The sequence below is a fragment of the Methanobrevibacter sp. TMH8 genome (assembly GCF_020148105.1).
In the GTDB taxonomy this organism is placed as follows: domain Archaea; phylum Methanobacteriota; class Methanobacteria; order Methanobacteriales; family Methanobacteriaceae; genus Methanobinarius.
In genome coordinates this window covers 80,715-97,965 of the sequence record NZ_JAHLZE010000022.1, presented here as the reverse complement: position 1 = coordinate 97,965, position 17,251 = coordinate 80,715, and the positions used below count along the sequence as shown (strand labels likewise).

Below are 17,251 nucleotides of genomic sequence, written 5' to 3'. Positions count from 1 at the left end.
TTTTAAGAACTGAATATATATTTTTAGATAATTTAAAAATAATTTCATTATTGGATTATAACAAAAAAATTTAAATTCTATTAAAGATAAATAATTATAACAAATTGATATTATTGAGAATTAAGGAAATTTGTTAATAATTAAGGAAATGATAAGATGCATGATACTAATGATGAAAGCTATAAAAGAGCTAAAAAACGATTAGAAGATGTAAAAGGATTTTATACTAATTTGATTTCATATATTATAGTTAATATTTTCTTATTTATTATAAACATGATATTTACACCTGGATTTTGGTGGTTCTTATTCCCATTAGTATTCTGGGGAATAGGTGTTGTATTCCACTTTTTAGGGGTTTTTGTCTTTGAAAAAAGAGTTTTTGGAAAAAAATGGGAAGATAAAAAAATACAACAATATATGGAAGATGAAAAAAAATAAAAAATGATATTTTTGTATTATATGAATCTTATTTGATTAATTATTAAATTAAGATATTTAACTTAAGTTATTTAATTATTTAATTAAGTTATTTAATCAAATTATTTAATTAAGTTATTTAATTAATTTATCTCTTATATTTATTTCTTATATTTATTTTTAATATCTATTTTTATATCTATTCTTTACATTTATTCTATATATTTAATTTTTATATTTAATTAATTATCTATCATCTCTAAAGGATCTTGGAACAGTAGAACGAGGAATATTCTTATGAAATTCAGTAGCTGTGTCCATTATTTCTATACAAATATCTCCAATTCTTTCAAATGATTTAACTAGTCGAGACAGATAGATATAATAAGTAGATTCTTCTTTATCCTCAAAGGAAGTTTCAGCCATTTCAATAGCTATATAATTAAGAGCTTTTTTCTGGAGAGAATGAACTTTTTCTTCTAAATCCATAATATCCCCTTTAAGAGATAAATCCTCTTTTAGAAAAGCATCCATAGAAAAAGATATCATTTTATCTACAGATTTGTACATAGATTTTAAAGTAATCATAATTTCATCATTTATCTCATTTGGTTCATTTAGTACAAATTTTGAAAAATGATCACAATAATCCCCAATCCTCTCTAAATCATAACCTATCTCATTAAAAATAAGTGTTTTTGAAAATTGAGTAGAAGGGTCTATACTTACAACTGTTTCAACAGAAGAACGTAGTTTTTCAAACATATTGTTAGTTGCATAATCCATTTCCATAGCTATCTTTGCTTTTTCTTTATCCCCATTGATTAATGCTTCAAAAGCTGTTTTTAATTGTTTTGACACATGATCCGCCATGTTTTGTAACATTCCTTTGATTAAAAATGAAGCAGAATGATCATTTGAAAATAAATTATCTTCATCCCCATAAATCTCTTCATATTTTTTTAAATCAAGAATATAAGATCTTTTCACAATATTTTCATCAATCAAAGGTTTAAGAAGTCTTGTGACATAACGCCGAGTAAGACCTAATCTTTCAGCTATTTCATCCTGAGTAGCAGGGTTTTCATATAATATAACATCTAAGATATCTTTAAGAGTTTTATTAGTTTTTGTCATTTTATCAAAATATAATATGCATTAGCTATATAACAAATATACCAAATATATACTGCAATATATTAGAATATATAACAATATACACAATATGAACATAATTAATATATAAGAATAGTTTTTGTTTAATAAAATTTATTTTTAATCTATTTTTATATATTTTTAATTTATTTTTAATTATATATTAAATTATATAATTATATCAAATTAATTATCTAATTATATAATATATCTAATTTTATAAAAATATAAAAAATTATATCAAAATAAAATATAAAAAATTAAATTAAAAATTATTAATATTATAAAAATTATTTATAAAAATAATTACTTGAAAATTATCGTTTGAAAAATTTTCTGTTTTTAAACATTGTACTTGTTTTACTAGATTTAATAGTTTTATTTTTAGAAAGTGGAGCTTTATCAATATTTTTATCAATATTTTCATTGTTAGTAGTATCTACATCCTCTTCAGTGACATCCACATTATCTAGATTATCTACATTTTCTCCAGTAATACTATCTAAATTATTATCAACAGCAGCATCCCTATTCCTGTTAGTAATTGTATCTTTATTAGGAAGATCATCAGATCCTCTCATATAAACACTATCATTATCCTTAAAATTATCATTAGAATCTAAATTTTCATTTTTATAGTATTCTTTCTTAATTTCAGATTTAAATCTATAATCTTTTTCAATAGAGTCTTGAGTTCTAGTAGTTTTTGGATTACTATAATCATCAATGATTGCATACTTATTTCTATCCCTATACAGATATACTGATTCTATAAGTATTTTTAGAATTATAAACACTAATATTAAAAATATAATAGTAATTAAGATTACATCAAAAAATCCAAACATTTCTGTGTATAAATCAATAATATTAAAATCTAGGTCCAATAATCCTCTGATTAATAAAATAACGCCTAAAATCAAAATTATTAAACCATATTGCTTTTTGATTGATTTTGGTTGTAACAATGGATAGATACCCATAAAAATAAGTCCTATTCCCATAAATCTCACAAGATTATTGTTAGTAATTTCTTCTAGCTGCTTGAAAAACTCCAAAAAGTCAGGATAATAGAAAGAATACGAATGAAGTAAAGCAACTATGAAAATTGCTAGAAATACAGCTATTAACACCAGTGGAATTATATATACTATTTCTCTTTCAACTTTTTTCACAGTAGAATTTTCAAGAGGTTCTTTAACAAATATAGAAATAATCTGATATAAGATAGCTCCTAAAACAGCTCCAATAACAGTTCCTGCAACACCTAAAAAACTAGTCGTTAATGCGACAATTCCAGATATCAATCCTGCCATTATTATATCAAACGATTTAGACATATTTTTCCTCACAACCAATAATAATCTCTATAAACCATATATAAAGTAATTATATAATTTAAATAAATAAATTAATTGTTATCAACCATTATCTTAACAATAATTAATAACTTTATAACTGCAATATCAATTTATGTATATTGCACTACAATATAATAAATTTTATTATTAAGATCTTATTATTAAATTATTAAATCTATATAAAATAAAATAAAAATTTTTAATAATTGCAAATAATTTTAAAATAATAATATAATAATAAAATAATAATAAAAAATAAAAATAATGAATAAAAACAAAGAATGAAAATAAAGAATGAAAAATAACAATCCATTATCCATAAGGACCGTATATTGTTTTAATTATTCTAATTCCTATGAAAACCAATATTTTTAATAAAAAGCCTTAGGGGGGATTCGAACCCCCGGCCTATACCTTACCAAGGTATCGCTCTACCGGCTGAGCCACTAAGGCAGATTCAGATTTTAAATAATAAGAAGTGCAGGGGAAGGGATTCGAACCCTCGAAGGCCTGCGCCAGAGGATCTTAAGTCCTCCCCCTTTGGCCGCTCGGGCACCCCTGCATATGAAGTTTACAACAACATTAATTGAACATTATAATATATAATATTAACGGTTTTATTTTACAGTTAATAATATAATTTTAATAATAATTTTTAATAATCCATTAAATTTTAAATTTAATAATGAATTTAAATCATTCAATAAATATTGTTCAATATCAATAAATAGTATTAAACAATTACGGTTCTATTTAATAGAAATATATCATCAAAATCTACTAGAATACATTATAATAAACAGCTATCACTCAATAATACTCAATAATACTTATTAACGATAAAGTATAAAAAGTTATTAACTATAAGAATTATAAACTTGATGGTGTTCTAAATTAAATATTACAGCATTTAAATTTTTAATTATTTTAGTATATAAACTTTACTATAATATTTACTCTAATATATTTACCCTAATAAATATATACTCTAATATATTTACTCTAATAAATTTATGGTGATAAATTGAAAATTGATATGTCAGAATGCGGAGTGTGTGAAGCATGTGTAGATGTTTGCCACTTAGGATTAATTAAAAAGAAAGGATACAAAATGACTGTTAAAAAAGGATGTGACAAATGTGGAGAATGTTTAGAAGTTTGTCCTACTGGATGTATAATACTTGATGAAGATTAAAAAGCATTAAATTTATATTAATTTAGAATCCATATTGACTAATTTTAAAATAAAAAAATTCTTTATAAAAATAGTATTTATAAAGTTATTTATGGAAATTTTTTTATATAAACTATTATTCTATATAAAAATATTATAAAAGCTCTTATGAATCTTCTCATTAATAAAAATCTTTAAATAAATTCTTTAGAATAAACTCTTTATAAAAATTATTTATAAAAAAATTTATTAATATATAATTTAAATAAATAATTATTGTAAAATTAATTGTGAAATTAATTATGAAATTATTATAAATAAATATTCATTATATATTAATAAATATTGCTTAAATATATCCATTATTATTCAAATAAGAATCCATTTATTACTCATTAGTGTTATTTATTATCATAGGTTGGTAAGAATATGAAAAAACCTAATTTTAAAAATATTTTAAAACGATTTACTATAATTGATATTTTAATAATTATATGTATTATAGGAGCTGTTGGTTTCGCTTTAATGCATACAGGAGGAAGTGATGATAAGTCAGAATCAGTTTCATTTGACTCATCTACATTAAATAAGTTTGCTGAAAACTATTTAAACTTTTATCAAGAAGGAAATATTGTTAAAACTCATCTAGGAGGATATAATGCAAGTACTGGAAAATATCAACAATTATCTGGAACTGTATTATGGGTAGATGATAATCATGGTGCAGATGTTAGAGTTCTAATAGATACTGATGGAGATTCAAATAGTAAACCTATACTTGCAACTCTTTATAAAGATGTTCAAAATTCAGATATATATATTGAACATATAACTCTTGAAACTAATGGTGAGAAATATAATAATGTTACTGAAATTCAAATCAGCCCACAAAATATAACTACATTAGATGAACTAACTAATAAAATAGAAAATAACACCAACTACACAATATCCACTAAAATAGCTATAGATGAAAAAGATAGCAAAACATTCCAAGAACTATCCAATGAATTATTCCTAAATACTAGAAAAACTTCAATTAGACCTATTTCTGAAAATATCTACGAACAAATATACTTAATTATGGCTGGAAAAGAAGAAATAAATATAGCATCTAACATTCTCGGAACAATAAATGGACAAACTGATATAATTACAATCAGAATTTATAATTCAACTCCTGAAGAGATTAATGCAATTAAAAACGCATTTGATGTCATAAATGTCAAAAAAATAACCTGAAACTAAAAATAATTACTTAAAGTAATGAAAAATAAAAAATAAAAATAAAAGATAAGAATAAAAGATAAATTGACATTTAAAAACTAAAGTAAAATATAAAAAATATTTTATAATTTATAATAAAAAATTATTATAATATAAATTATTATAAAAAAAATTATTTTAGTTAAATAAAAGTGATAAAATGAGTAGTTTTTATTCCATAATTACATATTTAAGTAAGAATATTCAAGAAATATTTAGAAGATCACTTTTATTTACTATAATTTTTAATATTGGAAAATTTATTGAAAAACAATGGACTAATAGCTATTTTATAGGATTATACCCTAATGAAAATTTTTTAAGTTTTTTTAAAAGAAATAATATAATTAAAAATCATATATTCCATCCAATTGTAGTTATTTTAGTTTTTGCTATCTTTTTAATTCTTTCAATAAACTCTATATCAGTTGATTTACAGATTAGTTTAGTTATTGCTTTTATTGCATTTATTATTGGTTCTGTTGTAATACCTAAATATTTCTTTAAAAATACAGAAAAAAATTCCTTCATTAGGTTAAAACGAGATGATGTATATTCAATTGGATTTTGTCTTATTTTAGTTGGGATAATATTCTTCTTTCTTAGTGTTGCATCAGTTGGAGGAATACCTCTCCTTCAACCCTCTTTACGTTATGGCTTGATACCAATACTCACAATGCCAGTATTTTTAATGATACCTGGAATTGGTCTTCTAGGAGCTGCCTATCTAGACAAGTTTAAAAAAGGAAAATTAAGCCGCAGCCAAGTTAGATTCAGATTCCTTGTTCTTATTATTCTTAGTTCAATTTTTTTACTGTTATTAGGTTATAGAACTCCAATAATAGCTGTGCTATTAATGATGATAATGATTGGCTATTATGGAAAGGTCTTAGCTGTATGGGAAGTTGTTATTGGAGCATTAATTGGAGTAGGAATTATAATTGGTATTGGATATTTCCGTTCAGTAGAAGAATTTGCAATAACAACAAATACCAGTCCTTTTTACACATTACAAAGTAGAGCAGACTTTACATTACATGTACTTAACCTATTAAACTATATTTCAGGGAATTTTGGAATTGAACATGGAGCATTAACACTAAGTGCAATTCCTGGAAGTACTGATCTTGGACCAAGAATGATGATTGGAAAATTAATAGCTTGGAGAAGTGAAGTAACAGTTACCCCAACCCTTATAGGACCAATGTTAGTTGATTTTGGAAAATTTGGAGTAGCTATTGGAATGGGACTTCTTGGATTTATATTAGGTATAGGATATAAAATATTACAAAAAACTAAGGACTCATTCTATATTGCAATTTACGCACTACTTTTAACATATGCAATTTTAGGAGTGGAGACTGGAATATTAGATATCCAAGTTATTGTCTATTTTTTACTTGGATTTTTACTATATTTAGCTAACATATTAAATGTGAAAAAAAATAAAAGTGTAAATTGATTATTTATCAAATCCAAGCATAATATCAATATCTTCTTCGAGTGCATCTAAATCTAAGCTAGTAAAAAATGAATAAAAAAATGCTCCATCTCTAACAAAACCAATATGTCTTTGATTAGAACTAACATCAGATTTAGAAATTTCACTTCTAAAATCAAAGATAACTACATCACCCATAACTTTTATTTCTGAGTCAGATATAATTGCACCATTATCTTTTAGAAATTTCTCCATAAAATCTCGCCAATATTCTGTTGACTTTCCTCCTGCATTAGCTACAGAAAATGAAAAAGTTCCTCCTTTCCCTTTATCTGTTTTCATAGCTACTACTTCAGTAGGATTTTTCGCTTTATTTTCAAATTCATACCAGTTAGAAGGATAATTAAAAGCTATTTTATCATTTTCATATCTTTCAATAGTTATTTCTTCATTATCAGAATTATCTTTATTATCTCTATTATCCATATTATCACATTATATTACAATTATTATATATCTGATTATATTAAAATATATTAAAAATATATTAGAATTAAATAAATTATATAGAAATATATTAAAATTATATTAGAATTAAATAAAAAATACAATTAATCTTCTTATTTTTTACCAATTTTTATTTATTTAAGCCCTAATTTTCATATTTATTATAAAAATCAGTAAGATTTATAATATATTACGTAAATATCTTTTATATAATATATTAATCAATTAATGATTAATGATATATAAATGTATAATTTTATTATAAAATAATATAAATTAACAAGGAAACACTATGTTATCAAGAAATATTAAAATAATTTTATTATTTTCTGCAATAATTTTTCTAACATCTAGTTTTAGTTTTGCTGAAAATGATATTGGAAGTCAAAATAATAGTGAAAATGATGTAATTTTAAGTAGTAATAATATTAATCAAAGTGATATAAATCTGAATAATTCAAAAAACAGTACAGAAATTAATAAAATGAATATAAACAGTGAAAAGGACTCCCAAAATGTTATAAAAGCAATGACAGCAACAGTCCCTACAAAACCGCCTAAAACTATCTCACAATCTAGTATATTAGTTGCTGCAAAATATGTTAAAACATATGCTGAAAAGTATGGAAAGCTACCTAACTATGTAAAAATATCCAATTACAACTATTCAATGCCAGAATTTATGTATTTAATGTCAAAAACTATAAACAACAAATATAAAGGCATAACTTCAAGTATAACTGTTAAATATACCATTAAAAATCCCACAAGTCCTGTGGGAAATTCAATTAAAAAGTCAATAACTAAAAAAACTTATAATAGTTTAGCAACAAGTATTTCTAAATACATTAGTACATATAATAAAGCACCAAATTATGTTTCCACCAGTTTTGGAAAAATGAAGTATCAAACAATAATTTATGGATTCTCCAAAATTTTAACTTATTCATATTCATATAAAAGATTACCTAGCTATCTTTCTTTAAATATTAAAAGTACAAACAGTATTAATAAATATTTACCGAAATATAATTCAAGTTCAAATCCTTCAAATAATACAAACAATAATACCACAAACAATAGTGTAGTAAAACCTATTAAATTATCTCAAAGTAAGATATTATCAGCTTCTTCTTTAGTCAAATCTTATGTTGAATCAAATGGAAAATTACCTAATTATGTTACAATATCTAACTATAAATTCTCAATACCAGAATTTTTATACTTAATATCAAAAACAATAACTTCTAAGTATACTGGAATAACTACAGACATAACTGTAAAATATGGAATAAAAAATCCAAATAGTCCAAGTGGTGTTTCAATAAATAAAGTATTTACAAAATTACAATACAATGATATTAGTAAAAGAATGTCAGTATTTATTGAGAATAACAATAAAGCACCTAATTATATAAGTTCCAAATATGGGAATATACAATACCAAACAATTGTTTATGGATTATCCAAAATTGGAGATTATATAAATAAAAATAAAGTTTTGCCTAAATCATTAGGTTTAAATGTTCCAATTTCACACACACTAAATAAATATTTGCCAATATTCACCCAAACTAACAATGTAAGTACATTATTATTGGGTTCTAATGAGTTAGGAACCGTTGAATTAATTGGACCTTTTGGTAATATTAAATCAAATGTCAAATTTGCATATATAATAGGTGTTACCCCTATTGAAGCAAGTTTAAAACAATTAATGATTGATGAATTAATTTCATTACTCCCTAACCAAGAATATTGCTCTTATATTTATAGAGTAAATGTTACAAAGTCTTCAAATTCTCCTGCTGAAGAAGAATTATATGGAGAATCTTTATTTAATGAATTTGCACAACCCCATATAAACAATAACAATTATAATGATGTAATAAATTTAACTGGAGAATGATAATTTAGAATATAAAAGAATAAGTATAAGTTTGTTATATTAAATAAAATTAATAAATTATATTATTAAAATAACTAAATAAATAATAAATAAATTTATTTACATAATTATAATATAATTTTATTACTTTTTCTATTTAATTTATATTTTTTTATTTGACTATTTTATTTAGCTATTTACTTATTATTTATTAGCTATTTATTTTGCTTTTATATAACATTATAGCATAATATTGAATTAATTCTATTATACTAATTAATTCTTATTTAATTTTTTATTTAATTTCTATTTAAGCTTCTATTGATTTTTTATATGAATAATATATATTTAATTATATGTTTAATTTTTAATTATAAATTATATAGATTATATAATATATAAAAAAATAAATAAATTATAATACAAAAAAATATAATTACATAAAAAGAAGATGGTAAATATGTATGAAATTACTGCTTATTGTAAAAATAACAAAGTTACAAATGTCTTTTTAGGAAAGGAAGATATATATTCAGAAAAAGAAAAAGAATTAAAAGAGAAAGGCATAACTAGATGTGAAAGTTTAGAAAATCTATTAAAACAGTCTTTTGAAGGTAAAAATGTGGATTTCTCAAATTATGTTGATTTGAATATGCTTGATATAACAGATTTTGAAAAAAAAGTTTATATTGAAACAATGAACATAGAAAAAGGAGAAGTGAAAACTTACAAACAAATTGGGGAAGCCATAGGAAGTAAAGGATACCGAGCTGTTGGGAATGCTTTGAATAAAAATCCTATAGCTATAATCGTTCCATGTCACAGAGTAATTGGATCTAATATGAGTTTAACTGGTTTTAGAGGTGGACTCGATATGAAAAAAGAAATGCTCAATAATGAAGGAATAAAAGTTAAAAAAGAAAAAGTAATCAAATGATAAATTAATGACAAAATAAAATTATAAAATAATAAAAATAATAAAAATAATTATAAATAGCTATTAAGACTTAGATTTGAAGGTTTTAATAGCTTCTCGAAGTTCTTCAGTTAAATTTTCATCATTTTTAAGTTCTTGAAGATCTTCAATTGAAAATACATTTAAAACATTATCTTTACATGCTTCAACACAAGCAGGAATAATATTATCAGATTCTAAACATAAAGTACATTTTTCAGCTGATTTTTTCTCTTTATCTATAGCTATAATTCCTATAGGGCAAGCTATGGCACATAATTTACATAAAATACAATTTTCCTCATTAACTTTGAGAATTTCCCCATCTTCACCATCAACAACTTCAATAGCATCATTAGGACATATTCTCCGGCATGGTGCTTTGTCTGGGTGGCAGTGCATACAAAAAATAGGAATTGTCTCGGTTTTCCTAGCTCTTGCAGTTCCATAAGCTTTTTTACATGCATTAATACATGCTTCACATTCACTACACATTTGAGGGTCTGTGACCATTAATGTTTTCATTTAATCACCTGAATAAACTAAATAAATATAAAATTTTACAATATTAATAATGATTATAATAATTATTATATTAATTTATATATTAATAAATAAAATAAAAAAATTCTAAAAATAGATTTAGAATTTTTCAGCAATAAAATCCGCTGCAGCTGATGAGTCTCTTGGACCAACCATAACTTCCCAACCAGTTTCATCTTCTATTTCACCACTCAATGGAGCAGCTAATCCTGGAATAACCATTTTTCTTGTTTTTATTTTATCTTCGATTCCACTTTCTTTAATTAGATCAGCAACTGCTTTACCATCAAATTGGCCTCCAGCAATTGCTACATCAACTGCTCTTCCAACAGTATCAAGAACTAGAAGATAACAAATAGCATTTCCAGATTTAAGATCTCCTTCAACAGTATAATAAGTTAAAGCGAAATTAGTAGTAAGTAAAACTGGTGAATTTTCATCAACCTCATTAAATTCATAAACTCCTGGATCAACAGCTTGTGGTTTTCTTGGGTCAGTGTATAAACTTTGTCTAAGAGTTAATACTGGAATAAGTTCCCATATTTCAGTTCCTTTTAGAATAAGAACATCAGCATACTTATTCATTAAAGTAGAAGCAACTGTAGCTTCCATAGTTCCTTTTTTAATTTCGTCATCATCATTATTTAATCTTACAAGTGCAGGAACACCAAGTAAAGGATATCTGAAATCTTCTTCTTTATCTTCCACAGCAAGTCGTCTGCTCATTACAAAGTTATCTAAAGTATCTCCAATAGCTTCCTTAGTTAAAGTTCCAGGATCCATAACAATATCATCTATACCATTTGATCTTAGAGTAAAGACTAAGTCTTTCATTCCCTCAATATCTCCAGGTGAAAATACTGTAATAGGACATTGATATTTATCTGCAAGTTCTGCCATATCTACAATATTATCTTTAGTTGCAGCATACATAAGAGGTCGTTCATCACCAATGACTTTAAGTGCTTCTTCCATAGCTATTGGATCAAAAGTGACAAGAATAATAGGATAACTTGCGTTTTTAAGCTTTTTAGCACATTCTGCAAATTTACTTGGATCTCCTGATTTATTTCTAAGTGCAATTGCATCAAGTTTAAGAAGTTCCCCAGTTCTTTCAAATTCTATGTTTTCAATAGTCTTTATCTTTTCATCAAAATCAGCAGACTCTAAATCATCTGAAACATCTATTGCCAATGCAGTTTGATTATAATAAGATTCTTCATATCTGTAAAGAACTTCATCTCCACCAATTACTTTAGCTTTATCACCTTTTCCAATGATAATTTCTTTAACAGCTGGAGCAAGTAAATCATCAAGTTTTGCAAATTGTTCTTCAGTTAACTCAGTGCATAAAGCTAAATCAGCTTCTTTTTCTGATAGTTTTGTTGCAAAAGCCATACAGCTTGCTTCTCCACAATCCTCACAATTAGTCTGCGGTAATAATTTATAAACATCCATTGCAGTAACTTTAGCCATAATAAAACCTCCCTAATTTTCTCTAATTATTCTAATTCCATAATCCAATTGTCAATATTTTGACTAGGGCTTGTTAAATATTCTTTAGTAAAGGTCTCGCCAATTTCTCTAAGTATTCTTACTGACTCTGGGTGAAGCATCATAAATATATCTACACCATTTAGCATTAATGTAAGACCTGTGAAAATTTCCCATAATGGACCTCTGTAATCTGTTGGTCCCCATTCATCTTTTTTCATCCAAGCTTCTCTTGAACCCCATGCATTAGTAGTACCAGAAGACATTGGCATTTGTAAATCAGGATCTCCTTTAAGTCCACCAAGTCTAGTTCTTGTAATAACATCAATAGAAAACTCTATACCATAACCAAGAGCACAAGTAGTTGGATCCATAACAATATCTTCTTGTTTTAATCCATCTTTCATTAAATATTTATTTAATGATTTTTGCATATTAACATCAGTAATAGCCCATGAGAGCACAGCATGTCCATAATCAACAGCAGCTTTAGCTACTTTATGATAATCTAAATCCATATTAGCTGATGCAAGTAAACATCTTTCCCCTTCAGCAGCTGCAGCTGCAGCTTCAAGAACAAGAGGATCTTTAATAGGATCTCCAGAACCTCCAATTACAAGAGGAACATCAACAGCTTGAAGTACTTCTTCAACAGCTTGAGCCCCTTCACGAGGAGATTTATCCATAACTTTTGGACCAGTTCCAATTAAGTGCATTGTAACCATATTAGCACCATAATCTTTAACTGCTTTTTTAGCCCATTCTCCAGGAGATTCCATGACATCTTCAAAATGTTCTCTTATTGGACGAGGAAGACCAGGCATAGGAATATCAAATACATCGAAAGTGACAACAGGAGGGTTTGGTTGTGGTTCCTCAAATCTATAAAGTGCAGTTTGACCTCCAAGATATACAGGTTTTCTTGTTCCATCCCCTAATTGAACTTGAGCTATTTTACCAGGATATTCTTTAATAGGTGGTTTAAACTCACTTGCCTTTAACATAGTTTTTTCAATACTCTTTTCAATAGCTTGTTGTTTAGCTACAGTTTGTTGAACTGTTCTAGCAATAGCTGGAGCTAAATTTATTTCTAACTCTTCAAAATCCATTCTAAATTCATTAATTTCTACAGATTCTGCATTTTCCAACAGCTTCAGTAGCTGATTGATTTGATCCATAAATCCACATCCTCACTTAATTTATTATCTTTATTTATCCTTATTTATCCTTATTATTTTATTCGAATATTAATTATATTAAATAATTAAAATATATTATAATTAGATAATATTATAATTAAATATATTATAATAATTATTTATCATTAATAATTTATTTTTATTAAATTAATTATGAATTATGTTAATTATATTAATTAATTAGATTTATTAACTAATTAGCCAATTTTAACTTATCAATAATTTTTTTAACGATTTTGACAGGTTCACTATCATCAGGAAGTTCAATTAAAGGCTTCCCTTCTAAATCAAATTCAGATACAGTTTTATCGTCATGTATTAAACCAATAACTTCCAAACCTGTTTCTTTAGCTTTATCAGATAGTTCTTCTTCATAACCTTCTTTTACTCTATTTAATATTAAATAAATTTGTTCAAAAGATATTTCTAATTCTTTAGATAATTCTCCAACTCGTGATGCAGTGTGTAAACCTCTTTTTGAAGAATCAGAAACCACTAACATAATATCAACACTTTGTGTTGTTCTACGACTTAGATGTTCAAGACCTGCCTCAGTATCAATTACTATATAATCATAGTTAGAGGAGATATTTTCTATGATTTTCCTAAGCATGTTATTAACTGCACAGTAACATCCACTTCCTTCTGGTCTACCCATCATAAGTAAATCATATTCAGGAGTTTCAACAATTGATTCCATGATCTTATAGTCTAAAATATCCCATTTATTAACTCCTTGAGGAATATTTCCTTTATTTACATCTTTTTTTAAGTCTTCCCTTACATCACCGACACTTTTGTCCACTTCAATTCCTAAAGATTCGGGAATATTTGAATCTGGATCTGCATCAATTACAAGAAGATCTTTTCCTGTTTTAGACAATAATTTCACTAAAATAGATGAAACAAGAGTTTTTCCAGTTCCACCTTTTCCACTTACTGCAATTATCAAATTATCACACAAGGTTTGGAGTTTTCTTTTAAAATTTATCTATTCAAATTTATCTATTGAAATTTATCTATTGAAAATTATAATTAATTAATTTCATAACTAATTCAGTTTAGAATTAATTCAACCTAGAACTAATTTATTTTATAACTAATTTATTCAATTAAACTTATCAATATTCATTATTCATTATTCATTATCGATTTCATTATTAGCTTATTTCTTTGCTTTTTTGATTATAACCTTTTCAGCATATATTTTTGCATTTTTAAAGATAATTTTAGTTCCACCAGACATAGGCATAGCCATTTCAGAAGCACTAGCTACTGGAACAAATTCTTGATTCATATCCATAGGTTCAGTATCAATAGCTACATCACTATCATCACTAATTTCTTCTTCATCAGCACCCATATTAGCTATTCTTTCAAGAATTGGGTGATCTTTTTCTTTAAGATATGATTTTATATCTTTAACACTAGTTGCATTTTCATCAGTAGGAATTTTATCAAAGATTTCTTCTGGAATAAATCCTTCAAGAGAAGCTTTTATTTCTTTTGGCATCCAAACAATTCTTTCATATGCACCATCAGCTTGAAGGAACTTTGGGGATCTCATATATTCTAAACTAAGTCCAGTAAATCCTTCTACTTGTTTTCCACCAGAACATTGTCCTGCCATAGATGAAAATGGAATACCTAAAGGAGTTTCACCACTAAAATCTCTGTCAACAATACCAATACCATCAAGCTCAGGAATATAGAATGCTACTGCTTCAAAACAACCACAAGAAGTATGAGGATATTCAAAAACACTATGTAAATAAACTTTATCAGTTTCTCCTTGTGTTTTTTGAGCTATCATTTCGTTAACATTTGCATATTCACCTTTAAGATCATCTAAAACTTCACCTTTTTCAATTTCAAAAATTGATCCATCAGGATCCATTTTAGCTGAAGCTCTACAATCAAACCAATTAATAGCACCACAAAGTGCTGTCCTATCAGGTGTTACAACACACATATGAGTAGGTGCAAATGATTGACACATTAAACATCCGTAAAATACATCAACATCTTCATCAGACAATTCTCTTGCCCTTTCATCTCTTGTAGCATAAATACTTTGTGCATCATCAACGAATTTTTTAACATCTTCTTCATTTGTAAGAATAGTCACTGAAATTTCTTCAATAATTGGAAATTCCTCTTTAAAAAGTATTCCAAGAGCTTTAGCAAGATCAACTAATTTAAAATTCGCATCTATGGCTTCAGTACTGACCCTACACCAAATTTGATCCCTTTGGTTTAAATGCATGAATCCTTGAACATAATTACATAAATCATGAGTTCTTCTTTCAATAACTCCTTCAAGTTCTTTTTCAAGCATTTCTCCTTTAATATCTATCTTAATACCAAATGGATAAATTTCACCTTTAGTCATTTCAGATAATTCAGGACCAATTACTTCAAATTTACCATCAACTACAGATTCATCTACTTGTACGAGTTCTGCACCAATAGATTTTGGACCAGCTAATTCCACATACATATTAGCTGCACGTATTCTTTCACCCTCGTGCATAGGACTTACATCAACAGGGATATCACTAAACATTTAATTCCTCCTCTATCAATTAAATATTAATAATATTAGATTTATAATAATATTAGATTTAATATATTAAGATATAAATTATACAAGTATTATTCAACTTGTTATTAACTTATTCTCATTATTAATTTATTTTTAGATATTTAAAATTTTATTAATAAAATATTTAATTAAAATTAATTTAAAATTAATTTAATTAATCCATAATTTTATATTAATTAATTAATTTATTCTTTAAATCAACAACAAATTCTACAGGAAACCCAGTTTTTTCAACAATTTCTTCTATTGACATTCCATTATTGAAGAACTTTTTTACCACAGAATCCATACTTTCTCCTACTTCAATCATGTGATTGTCAGGATCATAGAATCTAATAACTCTTTGTCCCCATGGAAATTCCTTGGTTTTATGGACAATTTCTACTTCAAAATCATTATAATTGTTAAATTTTTCAATAAATGTATCATAATCATCTATTTCAAAATATAACTCAGAATTATTATTTTTTAAAAAGTCAATATCATTTTCAACTTTATCTATAAAATCCACCCAATATTCTAAAGTTTGAAGAGAAAATCCATCATAAGCTACATTAGCTCCAAGGTCCATTATAGCTTCTTGATCAAGTAAATTTTCATAAAAACTTCTAGATTGTTCCATGTCTCGAACAACGATTAAAGCAGCTTCAAATTTCATATTAACTAAAACCTAACTAATCTTTATCTATTTTTTATTCATTTATTTAGTTTTCATCTTATTTAAGTATTTTTCCCATTCTTCATCTTTCATGTTAGGGAAAGAAGCATCAGCATTAGAATGGAAATATTTACATATTGTCAAAGTTTTGAGATGTGGTGCAAAGTGTTTTAAGGTAGAGAGTCCTTGAGATGCAATATAATAAATACATCCTACAAAGACAACCAAATCATGTTGTCCTTCACCTTTTACTCCTTTCCATTCAGGATCCTTCAATAAATTAGTTATTTCTACAATTCCATAAGAATCAGTTTCAATTCCATTTTCATGGAATGCTTTAAAAGTATCAGCTGTTGTAACAATAGGTAAATCCCAGGTTTCAGCTATATCTTTAACATGACCCATAAGAGGTTCATTTTTTGCATAAGGCCCAACTACAAATAAAGGACGTTTAGCCTTTTGAAGCATTAATTTAGCTGTCTCAGGAGTTACTAGTAATGCTTGTTTTGGTCCAGCTATAACAGTTGGTTGCCATGGAATAACTCTGTCATTCATTTAATCACCTTTATTTCATTACTCTTTCCT

At 25.8% G+C, this 17,251-nt stretch carries 16 protein-coding genes and 2 tRNA genes; 6 read left to right on the top strand and 12 right to left on the bottom strand.

From position 1 onward, the window contains the following. Nucleotides 1-156 precede the first annotated feature (156 nt). Complete coding sequence (locus KQY27_RS04555) at nucleotides 157-441, top strand: 2TM domain-containing protein (protein WP_224425396.1); 285 nt, start codon at nucleotides 157-159, stop codon at nucleotides 439-441. Between the two features lie 225 nt (nucleotides 442-666). On the opposite strand, the gene KQY27_RS04550 is transcribed toward KQY27_RS04555, so the two are convergent. The 4 genes from KQY27_RS04550 to KQY27_RS04535 form a co-directional block, all read right to left on the bottom strand. After that, nucleotides 667-1,557, bottom strand: a complete 891-nt coding sequence (locus KQY27_RS04550) for a PhoU domain-containing protein (RefSeq protein WP_224425395.1) — start codon at nucleotides 1,555-1,557, stop codon at nucleotides 667-669. 335 nt (nucleotides 1,558-1,892) lie between these two features. Beyond that, a complete protein-coding gene (locus KQY27_RS04545; RefSeq protein ID WP_224425394.1) occupies nucleotides 1,893-2,915 on the bottom strand; it encodes an ABC transporter permease in 1,023 nt (340 codons plus the stop codon). Between the two features lie 401 nt (nucleotides 2,916-3,316). Next, nucleotides 3,317-3,389: transfer RNA gene (locus KQY27_RS04540), tRNA-Thr, on the bottom strand. Nucleotides 3,390-3,415: 26 nt separating this feature from the next. Beyond that, nucleotides 3,416-3,498, bottom strand: a tRNA-Leu gene (locus KQY27_RS04535). Between the two features lie 462 nt (nucleotides 3,499-3,960). On the opposite strand from KQY27_RS04535, the gene KQY27_RS04530 reads away from it, so the two are divergent. From KQY27_RS04530 to KQY27_RS04520, 3 genes are all read left to right on the top strand, one after another. After that, nucleotides 3,961-4,131: a ferredoxin gene (locus tag KQY27_RS04530; RefSeq protein WP_224425393.1), complete on the top strand. Its 171-nt coding sequence runs from the start codon at nucleotides 3,961-3,963 to the stop codon at nucleotides 4,129-4,131. 408 nt (nucleotides 4,132-4,539) lie between these two features. Continuing rightward, a complete protein-coding gene (locus KQY27_RS04525) occupies nucleotides 4,540-5,352 on the top strand; it encodes an adhesin (protein WP_224425392.1) in 813 nt (270 codons plus the stop codon). A gap of 184 nt (nucleotides 5,353-5,536) precedes the next feature. Further along, on the top strand, nucleotides 5,537-6,838 hold the full coding sequence (locus tag KQY27_RS04520) for an oligosaccharide repeat unit polymerase family protein (RefSeq protein WP_224425391.1): 1,302 nt from the start codon (nucleotides 5,537-5,539) through the stop codon (nucleotides 6,836-6,838). Here the strand turns inward: KQY27_RS04520 and KQY27_RS04515 are convergent, their stop codons facing one another. Continuing rightward, on the bottom strand, nucleotides 6,839-7,303 hold the full coding sequence (locus tag KQY27_RS04515) for an avidin/streptavidin family protein (RefSeq protein ID WP_224425390.1): 465 nt from the start codon (nucleotides 7,301-7,303) through the stop codon (nucleotides 6,839-6,841). Nucleotides 7,304-7,616: 313 nt separating this feature from the next. Between KQY27_RS04515 and KQY27_RS04510 the strand changes: the two genes are divergently transcribed. Further along, on the top strand, nucleotides 7,617-9,233 hold the full coding sequence (locus KQY27_RS04510; RefSeq protein ID WP_224425389.1) for a pseudomurein-binding repeat-containing protein: 1,617 nt from the start codon (nucleotides 7,617-7,619) through the stop codon (nucleotides 9,231-9,233). Nucleotides 9,234-9,672: 439 nt separating this feature from the next. Continuing rightward, the gene (locus KQY27_RS09300; RefSeq protein WP_305067304.1) at nucleotides 9,673-10,149 is read left to right on the top strand and encodes a methylated-DNA--[protein]-cysteine S-methyltransferase; all 477 of its coding nucleotides are present in this window, start codon (nucleotides 9,673-9,675) and stop codon (nucleotides 10,147-10,149) included. Between the two features lie 63 nt (nucleotides 10,150-10,212). Here KQY27_RS09300 and KQY27_RS04500 read toward each other — a convergent pair whose 3' ends face one another. The 7 genes from KQY27_RS04500 to cdhB form a co-directional block, all read right to left on the bottom strand. Continuing rightward, nucleotides 10,213-10,692 (bottom strand): 4Fe-4S dicluster domain-containing protein, encoded by a 480-nt coding sequence (locus KQY27_RS04500; RefSeq protein WP_224425388.1) that lies wholly within the window; start codon nucleotides 10,690-10,692, stop codon nucleotides 10,213-10,215. Between the two features lie 117 nt (nucleotides 10,693-10,809). After that, on the bottom strand, nucleotides 10,810-12,186 hold the full coding sequence (acsC, locus tag KQY27_RS04495) for an acetyl-CoA decarbonylase/synthase complex subunit gamma (protein WP_224425387.1): 1,377 nt from the start codon (nucleotides 12,184-12,186) through the stop codon (nucleotides 10,810-10,812). A 26-nt stretch (nucleotides 12,187-12,212) separates the two neighbouring features. Then, complete coding sequence (gene cdhD, locus KQY27_RS04490; protein WP_224425386.1) at nucleotides 12,213-13,382, bottom strand: CO dehydrogenase/acetyl-CoA synthase subunit delta; 1,170 nt, start codon at nucleotides 13,380-13,382, stop codon at nucleotides 12,213-12,215. A gap of 214 nt (nucleotides 13,383-13,596) precedes the next feature. Beyond that, complete coding sequence (locus KQY27_RS04485; protein ID WP_224425385.1) at nucleotides 13,597-14,355, bottom strand: AAA family ATPase; 759 nt, start codon at nucleotides 14,353-14,355, stop codon at nucleotides 13,597-13,599. Nucleotides 14,356-14,568: 213 nt separating this feature from the next. After that, nucleotides 14,569-15,969: a CO dehydrogenase/CO-methylating acetyl-CoA synthase complex subunit beta gene (cdhC, locus tag KQY27_RS04480; protein ID WP_224425384.1), complete on the bottom strand. Its 1,401-nt coding sequence runs from the start codon at nucleotides 15,967-15,969 to the stop codon at nucleotides 14,569-14,571. A gap of 211 nt (nucleotides 15,970-16,180) precedes the next feature. Beyond that, nucleotides 16,181-16,666: a VOC family protein gene (locus tag KQY27_RS04475; RefSeq protein WP_224425383.1), complete on the bottom strand. Its 486-nt coding sequence runs from the start codon at nucleotides 16,664-16,666 to the stop codon at nucleotides 16,181-16,183. Nucleotides 16,667-16,708: 42 nt separating this feature from the next. Continuing rightward, on the bottom strand, nucleotides 16,709-17,221 hold the full coding sequence (gene cdhB, locus KQY27_RS04470; RefSeq protein WP_224425382.1) for a CO dehydrogenase/acetyl-CoA synthase complex subunit epsilon: 513 nt from the start codon (nucleotides 17,219-17,221) through the stop codon (nucleotides 16,709-16,711). Nucleotides 17,222-17,251 lie beyond the last annotated feature (30 nt).